General features: G+C 71.9%; 16 protein-coding genes. 8 read left to right on the forward strand and 8 right to left on the reverse strand.

Translation table 11 applies throughout. The annotated features are described in order from the left end of the window. Positions 1-82 precede the first annotated feature (82 nt). Positions 83-628: a DinB family protein gene (locus tag GRC12_RS28470; RefSeq protein ID WP_208782233.1), complete on the reverse strand. Its 546-nt coding sequence runs from the start codon at positions 626-628 to the stop codon at positions 83-85. Between the two features lie 181 nt (positions 629-809). Here GRC12_RS28470 and efeU point away from each other — a divergent pair, with 181 nt between their 5' ends. Next, entirely contained in the window at positions 810-2,867 is a 2,058-nt protein-coding gene (gene efeU / locus GRC12_RS28475; protein WP_208782234.1) for an iron uptake transporter permease EfeU, read from the forward strand. 47 nt (positions 2,868-2,914) lie between these two features. Beyond that, a complete protein-coding gene (gene efeB / locus GRC12_RS28480) occupies positions 2,915-4,201 on the forward strand; it encodes an iron uptake transporter deferrochelatase/peroxidase subunit (protein ID WP_208782235.1) in 1,287 nt (428 codons plus the stop codon). 73 nt (positions 4,202-4,274) lie between these two features. Here efeB and GRC12_RS28485 read toward each other — a convergent pair whose 3' ends face one another. After that, a complete protein-coding gene (locus tag GRC12_RS28485; RefSeq protein ID WP_208782236.1) occupies positions 4,275-6,914 on the reverse strand; it encodes a glycosyl hydrolase in 2,640 nt (879 codons plus the stop codon). 127 nt (positions 6,915-7,041) lie between these two features. Beyond that, positions 7,042-8,088 carry a PP2C family protein-serine/threonine phosphatase gene (locus GRC12_RS28490; protein ID WP_208782237.1) on the reverse strand — a complete coding sequence of 349 codons (1,047 nt, stop codon included), beginning with the start codon at positions 8,086-8,088 and terminating at the stop codon, positions 7,042-7,044. 273 nt (positions 8,089-8,361) lie between these two features. Here GRC12_RS28490 and GRC12_RS28495 point away from each other — a divergent pair, with 273 nt between their 5' ends. Further along, positions 8,362-9,387, forward strand: coding sequence for a 6-phosphofructokinase (locus GRC12_RS28495; RefSeq protein WP_208782238.1), 1,026 nt, complete (start codon positions 8,362-8,364; stop codon positions 9,385-9,387). A 6-nt stretch (positions 9,388-9,393) separates the two neighbouring features. Here GRC12_RS28495 and GRC12_RS28500 read toward each other — a convergent pair whose 3' ends face one another. After that, the gene (locus tag GRC12_RS28500) at positions 9,394-9,552 is read right to left on the reverse strand and encodes a hypothetical protein (protein ID WP_208782239.1); all 159 of its coding nucleotides are present in this window, start codon (positions 9,550-9,552) and stop codon (positions 9,394-9,396) included. A gap of 153 nt (positions 9,553-9,705) precedes the next feature. Between GRC12_RS28500 and ppk2 the strand changes: the two genes are divergently transcribed. After that, positions 9,706-10,512: a polyphosphate kinase 2 gene (gene ppk2 / locus GRC12_RS28505; RefSeq protein ID WP_208782240.1), complete on the forward strand. Its 807-nt coding sequence runs from the start codon at positions 9,706-9,708 to the stop codon at positions 10,510-10,512. 1 nt (position 10,513) lies between these two features. On the opposite strand, the gene GRC12_RS28510 is transcribed toward ppk2, so the two are convergent. The 4 genes from GRC12_RS28510 to GRC12_RS28525 form a co-directional block, all read right to left on the reverse strand. Next, the gene (locus GRC12_RS28510; RefSeq protein WP_208782241.1) at positions 10,514-11,368 is read right to left on the reverse strand and encodes a universal stress protein; all 855 of its coding nucleotides are present in this window, start codon (positions 11,366-11,368) and stop codon (positions 10,514-10,516) included. Positions 11,369-11,373: 5 nt separating this feature from the next. Continuing rightward, entirely contained in the window at positions 11,374-12,396 is a 1,023-nt protein-coding gene (locus tag GRC12_RS28515; RefSeq protein ID WP_208782242.1) for a zinc-dependent alcohol dehydrogenase, read from the reverse strand. 26 nt (positions 12,397-12,422) lie between these two features. Then, positions 12,423-13,328, reverse strand: coding sequence for a universal stress protein (locus tag GRC12_RS28520; RefSeq protein WP_208782243.1), 906 nt, complete (start codon positions 13,326-13,328; stop codon positions 12,423-12,425). A 148-nt stretch (positions 13,329-13,476) separates the two neighbouring features. Then, a complete protein-coding gene (locus tag GRC12_RS28525; RefSeq protein ID WP_208782248.1) occupies positions 13,477-13,623 on the reverse strand; it encodes a hypothetical protein in 147 nt (48 codons plus the stop codon). A 116-nt stretch (positions 13,624-13,739) separates the two neighbouring features. On the opposite strand from GRC12_RS28525, the gene sulP reads away from it, so the two are divergent. The 4 genes from sulP (at position 13,740) to GRC12_RS28545 (ending at position 17,567) form a co-directional block, all read left to right on the forward strand. After that, positions 13,740-15,452, forward strand: a complete 1,713-nt coding sequence (gene sulP, locus GRC12_RS28530; protein ID WP_208782244.1) for a sulfate permease — start codon at positions 13,740-13,742, stop codon at positions 15,450-15,452. A 102-nt stretch (positions 15,453-15,554) separates the two neighbouring features. Then, positions 15,555-16,019 (forward strand): cyclic nucleotide-binding domain-containing protein, encoded by a 465-nt coding sequence (locus GRC12_RS28535; RefSeq protein WP_208782245.1) that lies wholly within the window; start codon positions 15,555-15,557, stop codon positions 16,017-16,019. Next, positions 16,016-16,711, forward strand: coding sequence for a CBS domain-containing protein (locus GRC12_RS28540; protein ID WP_208782246.1), 696 nt, complete (start codon positions 16,016-16,018; stop codon positions 16,709-16,711). The genes GRC12_RS28535 and GRC12_RS28540 overlap by 4 nt, the downstream gene beginning before the upstream one ends. 151 nt (positions 16,712-16,862) lie before the next feature. After that, positions 16,863-17,567, forward strand: a complete 705-nt coding sequence (locus tag GRC12_RS28545; protein ID WP_208782247.1) for a response regulator — start codon at positions 16,863-16,865, stop codon at positions 17,565-17,567. Positions 17,568-17,614 lie beyond the last annotated feature (47 nt).

Here is a 17,614-nt window from a genome sequence, read left to right on the forward strand (position 1 = left end):
CGTCACCGCCCCGCGCCCCGCCCGAACGTGAGCGAGGTGTACGGCTGAGCGGTCCCGCCCGCCGAGGTGCTCCCGGGGACCCTCACACCCCGACCGCTCCGTCGATCCGTTCGCGGATCAGGTCGGCGTGTCCGTTGTGCCGCGCGTACTCCTCGATCATGTGCAGGAGCACCCAGCGCAGGGAGACCGTGCCGCGCCAGGCGTCGTGGCCCTCGACGTCGAGATGCGGTGCCGCGGCGACGAACGCCTCCGCGAAGGCGACTTCGTCGTGCCAGGCCGCCCAGGACTCCTCGACGGCCCCGGGGTCGGCGCCGTCGAAGTCACCCTCCGGGACGGCCGCCGACGAGAACCGCAGCTCGACGTCGTCGCCGGCGAGTACGGCCCGGAACCAACGGCGTTCCACATCGGCGAGGTGCCGTACCAGGCCGAGCAGGGAGAGCGAGGACGGTGACACGGAGCGCAGCGCCAACTCGGGCCCCAGACCTGAACACTTGAGTTTCAGCGTGGCGCGCTGGGCGTCGAGCATCGCCACGATCATGGCCTGCTCGTCACCGGTCGCCGGGCCGCTGAACCGGTCCTCGCTGCCGGTGCCGGTGAACAGTTCGATCCGTCGGTCGGGAATCTTCATGCCCACATCATGTGCGAACAGGGTTCGCTCCCGAGGGAATATGCGGTCCAGGGTTTTGCCCCGGAATTGCTTCCTCATGACCTTTTGACTGCACAGCTGTGGTCATGATGGTCCGCGTCTAGTTAGGTATGCCTACGCTAATGAACCTGATCGGTGGCGGAGGCGGGCCAGGGAGAGCCGCATGTGGGATGACGCGTTTCCGAGCTTCCTGATCGGGTTTCGGGAAGGACTGGAAGCCGGACTCATCGTCTCCATCCTGGTCGCGACCCTGGTCCGGGCCGACGCCCGCTCCCGGCTGCCGCAGGTGTGGACGGGCGTGCTCGCGGCGATCGCGCTCGCGATGAGCTTCGGCGCGGTCCTCACCTTCACCGCCGCGTCCCTGTCGGCGACCGCGCAGGAAGCCTTCGGCGGCACCCTCAGCGTGATCGCGGTCGCATTCGTCACCGCGATGGTGTTCTGGATGCGCCGCTCGGCCCGCAGCCTGTCCGGCGAGATCAAGGAGAAGGTGACGGGGGCGCTCGGCATGGGCGCGGGAGTCCTCATCGTCACCTCGTTCCTCGCCGTGGGCCGGGAGGGCCTGGAGACGGCCCTGTTCCTGTGGACCACAGCCCAGGCCGCCGGCGAGTCGGCCGGCCCGCTGACCGGCGCCGCGATCGGCCTCGTCCTGGCCGCCGGCCTGTGCTGGGGCCTGTACCGGCGGGTGCTGAAGATCAACCTGACCAGGTTCTTCACCGCCACCGGCGCCGTGCTGATCGTCATCGCGGCCGGCGTCCTCGGCTACGGCCTGCGCGATCTGCAGGAGGGTGGCGTCCTGCCGGGGAAGACCGCCCTCGCCTTCGACCTGAGCGGCAGCGTCGACGCGGGTTCCTGGTACGGCACCCTCGTGCAGGGCGTGTTCAACCTGACGCCGGCCATGACCTGGCTCCAGGTGCTCGGGTACGGCGGCTACCTCGCCGTCGTCATGACGCTGTTCGTGCGCGGTGTGCGGGCGACCGAACCGAAGCCGGACCGGGAGACCCGTGAGACCCGCGAGGCCCGTGAGAAGACCGCCCCGCCCCAGGACGCCCCACGGCCCGTCCGCCACCGCCCCGGCTGGGTGGTGCCGGTCGCCGTCGTCACCGTGCCGGCCGTGATCGCGGGCCTCGCCGTCGCCCTCGGCCGCCCCAAGCCCGCCGCGGCACAGACCGTGGCCGTCTCCGAGAAGGAGTGCGGCAAGGGGTTCTCGGCGCCCAGGCCCGGCCGGCAGACCTTCCAGATGCACAACACCGGTGACAAGACCTCCGAGGTGTACCTGGTCGATCCGGCCACCAACGCGGTCTACGGCGAGATCGAGGGCCTGGCCCCGGGCACGACCCGCGCGCTGGTCGCCACGGTGGGCGGCGGCACGTACGCCTGGCGCTGTGTCCCGACCGGCGGCGCCGCGGTCACCTCCAGGGCCGTCCGCGTCACCGGCTCGGGATCGGCGAAGGCGGTCGTACCGGTTTCCGCGCAGGACCTCGCCGGCCCGCTCGCCCGGTACAAGGCGTACGTCGACCAGGGCCTCGCCACGCTCGTCACCCAGACCCGCGCGCTCGCGGCCGACGTCAAGGGCGGCCGTCTCGGCAAGGCCCGCACCGACTGGCTCACCGCGCATCGCACCTACGCCTCGCTCGGCGCCGCCTACGGCACCTTCGAGGACTTCGACCAGAGGATCGACGGCCGGGCCGACGGGCTGCCGGGCGGCGTCCACGACAAGGACTTCACCGGTTTCCTGCGCGTCGAGTACGGCCTGTGGCACGGCGAACCGGCGACGTCGCTCACCGGTCCCGCCGAGCAACTGGCCGTCGACGCGGCCGGGTTGCGCAAGGCGTTCCCGCACCAGGACTTCGACCCGGGCGACCTGCCGCTGCGCGCCCACGAGATCCTCGAGAACACCCTGCAGTTCGAGCTGACCGGCGACACCGACGAGGGCAGCGGCACCAGCCTCGCCACCGCCGACGCCAACCTCGCGGGCACCCGCGAACTGCTCACCGTGCTCCGGCCGTTGCTGACCACCCGCTCCCCGCACCTGCTGCCGACGGTCGACGCGGACATCGCACGGCTTCAGGCACTTCTCGACGCCGCCCGTCACGGCACCTCCTGGACCCCCGTCGAGCGGCTCGACCGGACCACCCGCGCCCGTCTCGACGGAGCCACCGGCCAGCTCCTGGAGGACCTCTCCCCGGTCCCCGACCTGCTGGAGATCCGGAAGTCCGCCTGATGAACCACGCACAGCACGAGCCCGAACGCAGTGAAGGGAACGCCCCCATGCCGTCCGCCACATCCCCCGTCCCGCAGGGCGGCTGCCCCGCAGGTGCCGGCCGCCGCTCCTTCGTGAAGACGGCCCTGGGGGCCGGAGCCGCCTCGGCGGTCCTGGCGGGCGGCGGTCTCGCGCTCGCGCAGAGCGGCGGCGGCACAGCCCAGGCCGCCACGCAGACGCCCGGCGCCACCGCCAAGGTCCCCTTCCACGGGGTCCACCAGGCCGGCATCGTCACGCCCGCCCCCGCGGCCGCCACCTTCGTATCCTTCGACGTCATCGCCGGCAACCGGACCGAACTGGCGGAGCTGCTCAGGACGATCACCGCCCGCGCCCGCTTCCTCACCTCCGGCGGAACCCCCGCCGATCTCGGCGTGGGCGCCCCGCCCTCCGACAACGGCATCCTCGGCCCGACCGTGCCTGCCGACGGGCTCACCGTCACCGTCGGCGTCGGCGCCTCCCTCTTCGACGACCGGTACGGTCTCGCCAAGGCCCGGCCGAGCCGGCTGACGGCGATGCGGACCTTCCCCAACGACAATCTCAAGCCGGCCGAGTGCCACGGCGATCTGTCCCTGCAGATCTGCGCCGACCGCCAGGACACCGTCCTGCACGCGCTGCGCGACATAGCCAAGCACACCCGTGGCGCCATGCAGATCAAGTGGCGCATCGACGGCTTCCAGAACACACCGCGGCCCACCGGGGCGCAGCGCAACCTGCTCGGCTTCAAGGACGGCATCGCCAACCCCGACGTCACCTCGGCCCGCGAGACCAGCCGGCTGATCTGGGTCGGGGACGGTGACGGCGAACCCGCCTGGGCGAAGGGCGGCAGCTACCAGGTGATCCGGATCATCCGCATGCTGGTGGAGTTCTGGGACCGGGTCTCGCTCACCGAGCAGGAGAAGATGTTCGGCCGCCGCAAGGACACCGGCGCCCCGCTCGACGGCGCCGTGGAGACGGACATCCCCAACTACGCCAAGGACCCGCACGGCACCGCGATCCCCCTGGACGCGCACATCCGGCTGGCCAACCCGCGCACCGCCGAGACCGACAACACCCGTATCCTGCGCCGCGGCTACAACTACGACCGGGGGATCGACGACGTCGGCAACCTCGACATGGGCCTGGTGTTCTGCTGCTACCAGCAGGACGTGAAGCGCCAGTTCGAGGCGACCCAGACCCGCCTCATCGACGAACCCCTCGTCGACTACATCTCCCCCACCGGCGGCGGCTACTTCTTCGCCCTGCCCGGCGCCCGCGACTCCGCCGACTGGCTGGGCCGCGGGATGCTGTCGGCCTGAGCTGCGATCGCGGCCCATCAGGGCGGTGACCCCGTCAGCCGGGATCACCGCCCTGTGCCGCTGTCCGACGACGTCAGTCGCAGTCGCGGACCTTGATGGTGCGGATGCCGCGGCCGTGCGTGGCCGCGTACAGGGTGCGGCCGTCAGGGCTCAGCTTCAGCTGGAGCACGGCGACGGCCGGCAGCGAGCCGACGCGCTGCCACTTGGTGTGGCCCGGGGCACGGTAGACGACGCCCAGGTCGGTGGCGACGGCCAGGCCGCCGCCCGGCAGGACGATCGCCGAGTTGGTCGGCACGTCGGGGAGGTTGGCGGAGACGTCCTTCCAGGTGGTGCCGCCGTCGGTGGACTCGAAGACGTGGCCGACGCCGGCGCCGGGGCCCTCGGTCCAGTGCCGGGAGAAGCCGTTGACGGCGAGGAAGACGTGGTCGGCGTTCTTCGGGTCGATCGCGAAGCCGCTGAGGTAGCGGTTGGGGACCGTACCGCTCACCGGCAGGGTGATGTCGTGCCAGCCGGTGCCGTCCGCGTTGCCGACGGAGATGCCGCGTGCGAAGCCCTGGTTGTTGCAGGGGCCGCACCAGGCCGCGTACACCTTGCCGCCGGAGGCGGCGACGGCGGTCGCGGTGCGTCCGGCGCCGAGGTCGTACACGCTCTTCCACTCGGAGCCGCTGCGGATGGCGTAGCCGTGGGTCTGCACCCAGATGTGCCGGCCGCCCGCGATCCAGGTGTCGCTGTCCTTGGCGTCCGCGGCGAGCGGGGCGATGAAGCGGGCCTCGCTGGTGGCGTTGTCGGCCGGGGCGACGTTGTACGACGTCGCCTTGCTCGCGTCGGTCACCCAACTGCCGTCGTTGACGGCGCAGTTCTGGGTCACCTGGACGGACAGGTAGACGTACTCCTCGGCGATGTCGCAGCCATTGGCGGGGTCGGTGAGCGTGTCGCCGCCGTCGCCACCGAAGTTCGAGCCCATCACGGTGTCGTTGCTGCGCAGCACGGACTGGCCGTTGTCCTGCAGACCGCCGGTGACGGAGACTCCGCCGTGGTCGAGGTCCTTGCCGACGCCGACCGAGTAGTACTGCAGGGTGTCGATGGTGCCGTCGTTGAGGGAGGTCCAGTCGGTGGCGTGACCGGAGGCGTCCTGCGAGCCGCCCACGGGCCGCTTGTAGACACCGCCGTCGTTGCCGACGTACACGAAGCTCTTGCCGTGGTAGCGGCCGATGGCGACGCCGTGCTGGTCGGAGTGGGTGGTCTGGTTGCAGTCACCGGTCTGCTTGGCCGGGTCGATGCTCCAGCAGGAGAAGCCGAAGTTCCAGTACGGGCCGACGGTCGACCAGGTGGTGCCGCCGTCCTTGGACTCGTAGACCTCCTCCAGACCCGCGTACACGTGCTTCGGGTTCGCCGGGTCGACGGTCAGGAACTGGTTGTACCAGGCCTGCACGCCCGGCATGTAGCCGCTGGAGGTCAGCGCCGAACCGTCGGCGGCCAGCTGCTTGTAGTCGGCGACCTTCTTCCACGGCCCGAACGGCGAGGCGGCGCTGTAGATACCCATGAGGCCGCTGTCCGGGTTGGACGCCATCTGCTCCGGCGACTCGTCGATGGCGTAGTAGCGCGAGCCGTGGGCGGCGCGGGCGAAGGTGACCGTGCCGACGTTGTCCGCGTCGGTCGGCAGGTCGCCGAAGCCGCTGGTGATCCGCGTCCAGGCGCCCTTGGCGTTCTTGGTGTAGAAGCCGTTGTAGTCGTCGCCGCTGCGCCAGCCGACGGCCAGGATCACCTTGGAGGGGTTCTTCGGGTCGATGGCGATGTCGTTGGTGATGTTCTTGTACGCGGCCGAGTCGTCGTTCGCCTTCGAACCGCCCGGCAGATAGTCGGGGTTGGGCGCGAACTCCAGCTTCCAGGCGCCCTTCAGCGTCTTGGTGGAGTGGCTCCACACGCCCTCGCTGGTCGCCGCCCACACCTTGCCCCCGCCGAAACGGAGTTGGCGGACGGTGGTGGACTCCAGTTCGTCACCGCCGACCCGGCTGCGGGTGGAGAAGCTGCCGTGGTGCGGGTCGGACAGCACGTACACGCCGCTGCCGAGGTAGGCGTCCGCGTTGGTGTTCGCCTCGCCGGTGCCCAGCCACAGCCGGCCGGCCCCGTCCAGCGCGAGCGCGCCGGTCGACTGCGAGGGCAGCTTGTCGCTGATGGGCTTCCAGTGCCCGCCGCCCCGCTTCGAGCGCCACACACCGCCGCCTGCGCTGCCCGCGTACACGTATCCGTCGTCGTCGGCCGCGATCGCGGCCATACGGCCGGTGACATTGCCCGAGCCGCCGCTGGAGTTGGAGTCGATGTCCCGGTAGCGGGAGTCGTCGGAGTTGTAGGGCAGGGCGGTGATGTCACGCCAACTGCCGCCGGTTGCGGGCAGCTTGGACAGGCTGCTCCAGGCGGCGCCGTACGCGCCGGGTGCGACGATGCCGGGCGAGGTGCGGGCCTCGGCGTACTGGTCGGCCCCCTCGGCGATCTCGTCGGCCTCGTTGCCGCCGTCGGGGTCGCCGTCCTCCGCCTTCGGACTCATGACACCCGCCGACCGACCACGTTCGGCGGCCAGTTGCTTGAGCGCACGGACCCCGAAGGGGCTGCTGTTCCCGCCGGGCGCGCCGCTCGCGGGTATCGCGACGAGGCCGGCGGATGCGGTGATGGCACAGATCGTGAGCCACCGTCTTCTACGGGTCGGTGCTGGCACCAGGTCCTCCCACACGGGCATCGGAAGCCGTCGGAGAGACCTGATCACCGAGCGCGAGGCAATGCCCCACGCTTGGGACATCCTTGACCAGAACCTGTCACCACATGGGGCGATCTTCGAGCGAGCGTCACCGGTAGCGCAGAAGGAGCATCGCGGCGTCGTCCTGGAGCGGGCCGTTGACATGGTGGAGCAGGTCCTGGCGCAGGGTTTCCAGCGCGGCCTCGGGATCCGGTTCCTTGAGGAGGTGGGCGCGTTCGGTGAGCGGGTAGAAGCGGTGGTCGGCGTCGCGGGCCTCGATGATGCCGTCGGTGTAGAGCAGCAGTTGGTCGCCGGGGAGGAAGTCGGTGACGAACGGCTCCGGCTTGGCACCCCCGTGTTCGCCGAGGCCGAGCGGCAGCGCGTAGGCACGGGGCTGAGGTAAGTCCGTGGTGCCGTCGGCGCGGATCACCATGGGGGCGGGATGGCCGAAGTTGAGGAAGGTGACCTGATGGTCGCTCACCTCGGCGAGGATGGCGGTCACGAACTTCTCGCCGTCCAGTTGCCGGGCCACCGACCGCTCGAGCCGGTGCCCGACCTGCTCCAGGTCCGCCTCGTCCAGCGCCGCCTCGCGGAAGGCCCCCAGGACCACGGCCGCGGTCTCCACCGCCTCCAGCCCCTTGCCCTGGACGTCCCCCACGATGACCCGGACGCCCTCCGGCGCGGCGACGACCTCGTACAGGTCGCCGCCGATGCGGGCCTCCGCCACGGCGGAGGTGTAGGAGACGGCCGCCCGCAGCCGTCCGGCCAGCCTCGGCACCGGCTTGAGCAGCACCCGCTGGGCCGCTTCGGCGATCGAGCGGACGTTGTCCAGCTCCGCCTCGCGTTGGCGGCGCATGGACACCGCCACGAGTCCCGCGACGGTGACGCCCAGGACGGAGGCAAGGGTCATGGAGGCGCGGCGCACGTCGGTCAGGTTGTCGTACCAGGCCAGGGTGAGGCACAGCAGCAGGGCGATCGCGCCGATGCAGGCGGTGCGTCTCCAGCCGCCCACCAGGGGGGCGAAGGCCGGTCCGAGCGACACCAGCGGCAGGAAGTGCATGGACGGACCCCTGGCGACGTCGAGCAGGGCGACCGCGGCCATCATGGCGAAGGGCAGCACGGACAGGACCGTGGACCGGTGTTTGGTCGCGGACATGTCGTCCTCCGGCACCGTGCGGCTGGTCGCGGACGAGAGGGGCGAGGGCGGGCCGCCGGCACCCTTCCCCCGCGCCGCCTGCCGAGCGCGGCGCGTCCTCGCAACGTACTCGCCGATTCTTATAAACGGCTTCAAGGCTTGTCGTACAGAGTCCGGCGCGACAGCCGTCCCGTCTCCGCCGGGTGCGAGCGGACGCCACGGAAGTCGCCCCCGGCAGCGGGGGCGCTCATGATGGGGAAGGAGACACCTGGCTCCCGGCTCTCGGAGGAAGCCATGAAGATCGGAGTGCTGACCGGCGGCGGTGACTGCCCCGGTCTGAACGCCGTGATCCGCAGCGTCGTCCGCAAGGGCGTCCAGGAGTACGGCTTCGAGTTCGTCGGCCTGCGCGACGGCTGGCTCGGCGCGCTCCGCGGCACGGTGATGCCGCTCGACATCGCCGCCGTACGCGGGATCCTGCCGCGCGGCGGAACCATCCTCGGCTCCTCCCGTACCAACCCCCTCAAGCACGAGGACGGCCTGCGACGCGTCCAGGACACCCTGGCCGCGAACGGGGTCGACGCGCTGATCGTGATCGGCGGCGAGGACACCCTCGGCGCGGCCACGGAGCTGAACCGCCAGGGGGTCAGGCTGGTCGGCGTGCCCAAGACGATCGACAACGACGTGGCCGGCACCGACTACACCTTCGGCTTCGACACCGCCGTCGGCATCGCCACCGAGGCCATCGACCGGCTGCACACCACCGCCGAGTCGCACATGCGCACCCTGGTGGTCGAGGTGATGGGCCGTCACTCCGGCTGGATCGCCCTGCACGCCGGCATCGCGGGTGGCGCCAACGCGATCCTCGTCCCGGAGCGGCCCTTCGACGTCGACCAGGTCTGCGCGTGGGTGAAGAACCGCTTCAAGATCCATTACGCCCCGATCGTCGTCGCCGCCGAGGGAGCCGTCCCCAAGGAGGGCCAGATGATCCTCAAGGACCGCTCGCTGGACGAGTACGGCCATGTGCGGCTGTCCGGCATCGGCGAGTGGCTGGCGCAGGAGATCGAAGGGCGCACGGGCACGGAGGCGCGCACCACCGTCCTCGGGCACGTCCAGCGCGGCGGCACTCCGAGCGCCTTCGACCGGTGGCTGGCCACGCGGTTCGGACTGCACGCCGTCGACGCGGTCAGGGACGGCGCGTTCGGCACGATGGTCGCCCTGCGCGGCACCGACATCGTCCGCGTCCCCCTCGACGACACCCGGGGCCGGATCAAGGTGGTGGATCCGTCGCTGTACGACGAGTTCGAGGTGTTCTTCGGGTGACGAGGGTCAGTGCTGTACCGCGACCGGCGCGTGCTTCAGCACCTCCGTCGGCGGGCGGCGTGAGGTGGACCAGATGATCCGGGGGTGACCGAGACGCAGCACCATCTGCGGGTGGCGACCCGCGGCGACGTTCCTGGTCAACTCGCCGCGCGGTTCGGTGCGCACCGGTCGTGTCGTCGGTCATCGCGGTTCTCCTCCGGTTTCCTTACACTTCGAGCGTCCAGCGGATCGGGGCGCGGTTCCCTGGGCTGACCGGCGGTGATCCGAGGGCCGGCCGGCCCTCGGCGTCCGCACGCAGACGACGGAAGGGGCGACGGCATGGCCGACAAGAAGACGGCGACGGCTCTGCCGCGCAAGACGTACGAGCGGGAGCTGCTGCGTCTGCAGACGGAGCTGGTCAAGCTCCAGGAGTGGGTGCGCGCGGAGGGCGCCCGACTGGTCGTGATCTTCGAGGGGCGGGACGCGGCGGGCAAGGGCGGCACCATCAAGCGGGTCGCCGAGCACCTCAATCCGCGCGTGGCGCGCATCGCGGCGCTGCCGAAGCCGACCGAGCGCGAGCGGACCCAGTGGTACTTCCAGCGGTACGTCGAGCACCTGCCGGCCGCCGGGGAGATCGTGCTGTTCGACCGGTCCTGGTACAACCGGGCCGGGGTCGAGCATGTGATGGGCTTCTGTACGAAGGAGGAGTACCAGCTCTTCCTGCGCCAGTGCCCGATCTTCGAGCGGATGCTGGTGGAGGAAGGGATCCTGCTGCGCAAGTACTGGTTCTCGGTGAGCGACACCGAGCAGCAGGAGCGGTTCCGCAAGCGCCTGGAGGATCCGCTGCGGCGCTGGAAGCTCTCGCCGATGGACCTGGAGTCGATCACCCACTGGGAGGCGTACTCCCGGGCGAAGGACGAGATGCTGGTGCACACCGACATCTCCGAGGCGCCCTGGTACGTCGTGGAGAGCGACGACAAGCGCCGGGCCCGGCTGAACATGATCGCCCACCTGCTGGGCTCGCTGCCGTACCACGACGTGCCGCCCCCGGTCCTGGAACTGCCGAAGCGGCCGGCGTCGACCGGCTATGTGCGCCCGCCGCGCGATCTGCAGAACTACGTTCCCGACCACGCGGCGAGCCTGTGACTCACGCGTCCTGAGGTACGACCGCCACCGGGCAGGCGGAGTGGTGCAGCACCGCGTGGGCGACCCGGCCGAGGTGTCCGTGCGGCTGCTTCGTCCCGACGACCAGGAGGTCGGCGTGGTGCGAGAGGTCGGTCAGGACCCGGCGGGCGTGCCCCTCGACGGTGCGGCGGTGCACGTCGACGTCGGCCGGGGCGTCCCGCAGCGCCGCATCCAGCGCCTCGACGGCCCGTTCCTCGTGCAGCCGGGCGGGCTCGCCGGCGAGCAGGGGATGGTCGGTGGTCTCGTGCGCGGGCCACCGCCAGGCGCGTACGGCCTCCAGGGGCACCGCGCGCAGCCGCGCCTCCTCGGCGGCGAAGCGCAGGGCGGCGCCGCCGTCGTCCCCCACGCCGAGCAGGACCCGGCCGCCCACCGGCCTGCGGGCCTGGTTGTCGTGGCTGCCGCGCACCACGATCACCGGGCTGTGCGCATGCGCGGCGACGGCCAGACTCACCGAGCCCAGCAGTGCCTCGGCCAGTCCGCTGCGGCCGCGGGTGCCGACCACCACGGCGGTGGCGTCGCGGCTCAGCCTCGGCAGTACGTACTCCGGCTCCTCGGGGACGACCTCGGCGCTCACCTTGAGGTCCGGGTGCCGGTCGCGGGCCCGTCGGGCGGCGCCCTCGACGATGGCCTCGGCCAGCCCTTCGTCGCCCGCCCGGCCGAACTCCCCGACCAGGGAGGCGCCTTCGTACCGTTCCCACAGCGAGGCGTACACGACCCGCAGCGCCACCCCGCGCAGGGCGGCCTCGTCGGCGGCCCAGTCGACGGCGCGCAGACCGGGCTCGGAGCCGTCCACGCCCACCACCAGGGGCAGTTCCATCGTCGTCACCGCCCCGCGTCCAGGTCGAAGACGATGCGGGCCTTGACCTCACCCCGCAGGACGGCGTCGATGGACTCGTTGACGGCGGCCAGCGGGCGGGGCTCGTGGATGACCTTCGTACGCCCGGCGGCATGCAGCTGGAAGACCTCGGCGAGGTCCTGCCGGGTGCCGACGATGGAGCCGATCACGCTGGTGCCGTTGAGGACGGTGTCGAAGATGGGGACCTGGACGGTGCCGTGCGCGGGCAGGGCCACCATGACGAGCTTCCCGCCGCGCCGCAGACCGGAGTTGACGGCCGAGAAGGCGGCCTCGTTCACGGCGAGCGCGATGGCGGCGTGGGCTCCGCCGTGCGCCGTGAGGACTTCACCCACATTCTCCTTGCGGGCGTCGATGACCAGGTCGGCGCCGAGTTCGGCGGCGAGCTCGAGCTTGTCGTCGGTGACGTCGATCGCGGCGACGGTGGCGCCGGCGATCTTCGCGTACTGCACGGCGAGGTGACCGAGCCCGCCCACGCCGGAGATCGCCACCAGCTGGGCCGGCCTGACGTCGGCGACCTTCAGCGCCTTGTACGTGGTGACGCCGGCGCAGGTCAGCGGGGCGGCCTCGAAGGGGGTGATGCCCTCGGGCACCGGCTGGGCGAAGTCGGCCCAGGCGAGCATCTTCTCGGCGTACCCGCCGTCGCAGCCGTAGCCGGTGTTGATCTGCTGCTCGCACAGCGTCTCCCAGCCGGACAAGCAGTGTTCGCAGCGCCCGCACGCCCTGCCCAGCCAGGGCACGGCGACCCGCTGGCCCACCGTGAGGTGGGTGACGCCGTCGCCGAGCTTCTCGACGAGGCCGACGCCCTCGTGGCCGGGGACGAACGGCGGGTTCGGCTTGACGGGCCAGTCGCCGTGCGCCGCGTGGATGTCGGTGTGGCACAACCCGGAGGCCTCGACGCGGATGCGGACCTGGCCGGGGCCGGGCTCCGGGTCGGGGCGCTCCTCGACAACCAGGGGCTCGCCGAATGCTCGTACGACGGCTGCCTTCATGGGGTCAACTCCTCAAGGGGGACGGGTCAGCCGTGCGAGACGACGGCGACGGGGGCGGTGGCGTGGTGCAGGACGGCGTGGGTGACGGGGCCGATGTGCGCGCCCACCGGGCTGCGCCGGATGCGGCGGCCGACCACGACGAGGGACGCCTCGTGGGAGGCGTCGACGAGGTGGTTGGCGGCGCTGCCCGCGCGGGCTTCGGCGCTCACCTCGACGGCCGGGTACTTCGCCCGCCAGGGGACCAGCACCGCGGCCAGGGCGCGGACCTGCTGTTCGGCGATCTCCTCGTGGAACTCGGGGTCGCCGGCCAGGCCGTAGGCGTAGTACGGCGGCAGGTTCCAGCCGTACACGACCCGCAGGGAGGTGCCGCGCCGGGCGGCCTCCTCGAAGGCGAACTCGATCACCGAGGGGTCGGGGCCGGTGACGTCGAGGCCCAGGACGACGGGGCGGTAGCGGGTGGCGGCCGTCGGGATGCCCGTCGGGTCGGGCTCGTGCTCGTCGGCGGCCTGCTCGCCGGCCCGGACCAGGACGACGGGACGTTCGGCGTGGGCGACCACGGACAGGCCGACGGAGCCGATCACGAAGCCGCCGACGCCGCTGAGGCCACGGGAGCCGAGGGCCAGCAGTTCGGCGCCCTTCGCCGCGTCCGTCAGGGCGTTCGCGGGCGTGCCGACGACCTGTTCGGTGACGACGTCGAGGCCGGGGTGGCGCAGTCGGACGCCTTCTCCGGTCTCGCGGGGGATCTTCTCGCTCCAGTGCTGAAGGGTCTCGCCGCCGACGAGGGGTGCCTGGGCGATCGGCTCGGGTACGGGCTCCCAGGCGTGCACGATCTTCAGTGGCAGGCCGCGCAGTTCCGCCTCGCGGGCCGCCCACTCAACCGCGGCGCGGCTCTCGGCCGAGCCGTCCAGACCTGCGACAACCTTGCGGACCATGGTTCTGCCTCCTCATCGGGGGATCTGGTTCCAGCCTCGTGACATGCGGTTCGCCGTTGCAGGGGCCGCTCTTCCCCCACGGGGACCGACCGGCCCAACCGGCTCGGCGCGGCGGGCCCCGTCACGGGGCTCGCCGGGCCTCCCGCCGTTACTGCAGCCAGGGGCGGCGGCTGACGAAGGGCAGCCGTGCCCAGGCCCGGCTCGGCCCCCAGGTCGCGCCCGCGCCCGGGGCCGCCAGGGCGATCAGCACCACCGCGTAGACGAGGTGGTGGTCGACGAACGGGTTGGTGGACATGCTCAGCGATCGCTGAAGGGCCCCTTCCCGCGGGCCTGTTGGGCCGCGGCGGCAGGTCGGTTCACGACGGGGGCGGCGGCCGGGAGATCCTGTACGCACCCTGCGGAAGGAGTGCCGTGTCACAGAGCACAGGGCGTCCCGCGCCGGCCTGGCGCCGCCTGCTGCCCGGTGTCGCCGCGCTGGCCGGATACCGGCGCGCCTGGCTGCGCGGCGATCTGCTGGCCGGAGCCACGGTCGCCGCGTATCTGGTGCCGCAGGTGATGGCGTACGCGGGCGTGGCCGGGCTGGCGCCGGTCGCCGGGCTGTGGGCGATCCTTCCCGCCCTCGCCCTCTACGCCCTGCTCGGCTCGTCCCGGCTGCTGTCGGTGGGGCCCGAGTCGACGACGGCCCTGATGACGGCGACCGTGGTCGCCCCGCTGGCGGGCTCCGATGCGCACCGGTACGCCGTGCTGGCCGCGACCCTCGCCGCGACCGTCGGTCTGCTGTGTCTGGCGGCCCGGCTGCTGCGCCTGGGCTTCGTCGCCGATCTGCTCTCCCGCCCGGTGCTGATCGGCTACCTGGCGGGCGTGGCCCTGATCATGGTGGTCGACCAGCTGACCAAACTGACCGGCGTACCGGTCAAGGGTTCACTCTTCTTCGCCCAACTGTGGTCGTTTCTACGGCACTTGGGCCAGGTCCACCTGGCCACGGTGCTGTTCTCCACTGCCATACTGGCGCTGCTGTTCACGGTGTCCCACTTCTTCCCCACGCTGCCCGGGCCGCTGCTGGCCGTGGTCCTGGGCACGGTGGCCGTGACCGTCCTCGACCTGGACGACCGGTACGGCATCAAGGTCATCGGCGATGTCCCGGCGGGCCTGCCCTCCCTCGCCCTGCCGGATCTCGGCGAGGTGCCGCACCTGGTCCTGCCCGCCCTCGGCGTCCTGCTCGTCGCCTACACCGACTTCATCCTCACCGCGCGCGCCTTCACCGGGCATGACGACGACGAGGCGGTCCTGGACGCCAACCAGGAGTTCCTCGCCCTGGGCGCGGCCAATCTCGGCGCGAGCGTCGTGCACGGCTTCCCGGTCAGCAGCAGCGCCAGCCGTACCGCGCTCGCCACCTCGGCGGGCGCCCGCAGCCAGGTGTACTCGCTGGTGGCCGGAGCCCTGGTGCTCGCCGTCCTGCTGTTCCTGAGCCCCCTGCTCAGCCGCACCCCCTCGGCGGTCCTCGGCGCGCTCGTCGTCTACGCGGCCACCCGCATGATCGACCTGGCCGGCTTCCGCCGCCTGGCCTCCTTCCGCCGCCGCGAACTGCTCCTGGCACTGGGCTGCCTGGCCGGGGTGCTCGCGCTGGACATCCTGTATGGGGTGATCGTCGCCGTCGGCCTGTCGGTGGCCGAGCTGCTCACCCGGGTCGCCCGTCCGCACGACGCCGTCGAGGGCCTGGTGCCCGGGGTGGCCGGCATGCACGACATCGACGACTATCCGACCGCCCGCACCATTCCGGGCCTGCTCGTGTACCGCTACGACTCCCCCCTCTTCTTCGCCAACGCCGAGGACTTCCGGCGGCGTGCGCTGGCCGCCGTGGACGAACAGACCGAACCGGTGCGCTGGTTCGTCCTCAACACCGAGGCCAATGTCGAGGTCGACATCACCGCCCTGGACGCGGTGGACGAACTGCGCCGCGAACTGACGCGGCGGGGCGTCGTGTTCGCCCTGGCCCGGGTGAAGCAGGACCTGCTGGACGACCTGGCGGCCTACGGCCTGGTCGCCTCGGTCGGCGAGAACCTGATCTTCCCTACCCTGCCGACGGCCGTGGCGGCCTACCGGAAGTGGAGCGACACGCGATAGCCGGACGGCCCCGGCCTGGGGCCGGGTGGCCCATGGCCCCCGACATTCCGGGCGCACACGCTGGAACTGGCAGTTCCGTACGCGTCCCCAGGGAGGCCAGCCATGAACGGTCCCGTCACGACCAGCCTGCCGCGGGCGCTGCCCGCCGAGCACCGGGAGAGGCTGATGAGGGTGGCCCGGGAGGTGTCGATCCCCGAGGGCACCCGCCTCTTCCACGAGGGCGGCCACGCCGACCGCTTCTGGATCATCCGTACCGGCACGGTCGAGCTGGACATGCATGTACCCGGCCGCCGGGCCGCCGTCATCGAGTCCCTCGGGCACAACGACCTCGTCGGCTGGTCCTGGCTGTTCACCCCGCACACCTGGCACCTCGGCGCGGAGGCGGCGACGCCCGTGCGGGCATTCGAGTTCGACGCCGCGGCCGTGCGCGAGCTGTGCAAGGAGAACCCGGCGTTCGGCGAGACCGTCACCCGCTGGGTGGGCGAGGTCGTCGCGGACCGGCTGCGCGCGGCCCGTACCCGCCTGCTGGACCTGTACGCCCCCTACGGCAGCGGGAGCATGCGATGACCACGCCGCACGCGACACCCCACATCGTCAGTGATGTGATGACGCGCTCCGTGGTCACCGCCCGCCGCGGGGAGGTGTTCAAGGACATCGTGCGGACCATGCAGGACCACCGGGTCAGCGCGCTGCCCGTGGTCGACGACGACGGCCACGTCGTCGGGATCGTCTCCGAGGCGGACCTGCTGCCCAAGGAGGAGTTCCGCGACAGCGACCCCGACCGCTCCACGCAACTGCGCCGGCTGTCCGACCTCGCCAAGGCGGGTTCGCTCACCGCCGAGGAGCTGATGACCGCCCCCGCCCTCACGGTGGAGGCCGGCGCGACCCTCGCGCAGGCCGCCCGGACGATGGCCCGGACCAGGGTGAAACGGCTGCCGGTCGTGGACGGCACCGGGCGGCTGGAGGGTGTGGTCAGCCGGGCCGACCTGCTGAAGGTGTTCCTGCGGGAGGACGAGTCCATCGCGGAGGAGGTACGGCGCGAGGTCGTGGCCTACCTCTTCCCGGCCCCGGCGTCCGCGGTGCGGGTCGAGGTCCACGAGGGCGTGGTCCTGCTCGCCGGGCGGGTCAGGGACCGGTCCCTGGTGCCCGTCGCGGCGCGCCAGGTGCGGGCCGTGGAGGGTGTGGTGGACGTACGGTTCGACCTGAGCGAGGCCGCCCCGGCCGCGGAGCTGTCCCGGAAGCGTCCGGCCACGCGCTGAGATCCCCTGCAGCCCCCTCGTTCCCCTTCCGACCCTGCCCGACGTAGGTTCGGCAGTAGGGCCGGTCGGCCCTGGTGCGACCGGCCCGGGCGCGTCATGATCGCCTCAGGGGCGGTCTGCAGTCCGCCCCCCAGGGGAACGAGAGGCCGAGATGACCGACGCACGCACCTTCACGGCGGAGAACCCCATCCGCGTCTTCCTGCTCGACGACCACGAGGTCGTCCGGCGCGGTCTCGCCGACCTGCTGGACGCCGAGCCGGACATCTCCGTGGTGGGCGACGCCGAGAACGTCGAGCACGCGCTGGTGCGCGCGCCCGCGGTGCGTCCGGACGTGGCCGTCCTGGACGTGCGGCTGCCGGACGGCGACGGCATCTCCGTCTGCCGTGACCTGCGCAGCCGGATGCCGGAGCTGGCGGTGCTGATGCTGACGTCCTTCGACGACGAGGACGCGCTGCTGGACGCGATCATGGCCGGGGCGTCGGGCTATGTGCTCAAGCAGATCCGCGGTTCGGACCTGGTCTCGGCCGTCCGCACGGTCGCCTCGGGCCAGTCGATGCTGGACCCCGCGACCACAGCCCGGCTGATGCGCACCCTGCGCACCGAACCCGCCGAGGCCCCGGAGCTCTCCCCCGAGCTGGCGAGCCTGTCGCCGCGCGAGCGCGAGATCCTGACGCTGATCGGCGACGGACTGACCAACCGCGAGATCGGCAAGCGGCTGTACCTGTCGGAGAAGACCGTCAAGAACCACATCTCCCGGCTGCTGGCCAAGCTCGGCGTGCAGCGCCGCGTGCAGGCCGCCGTACTCGCCTCGCAGCTGGAGGCGCCGGAGGCCGGCGAGCATCCCGTGCGCCGCTGACGCACAGGGCCGTCCGGCGGATCCCGAGGCCGTACTGCCCCTCCCCC

Origin of the sequence: Streptomyces griseorubiginosus (assembly GCF_017614965.1) — a bacterium.
GTDB classification, from domain to species: Bacteria; Actinomycetota; Actinomycetes; order Streptomycetales; family Streptomycetaceae; genus Streptomyces; species Streptomyces griseorubiginosus_B.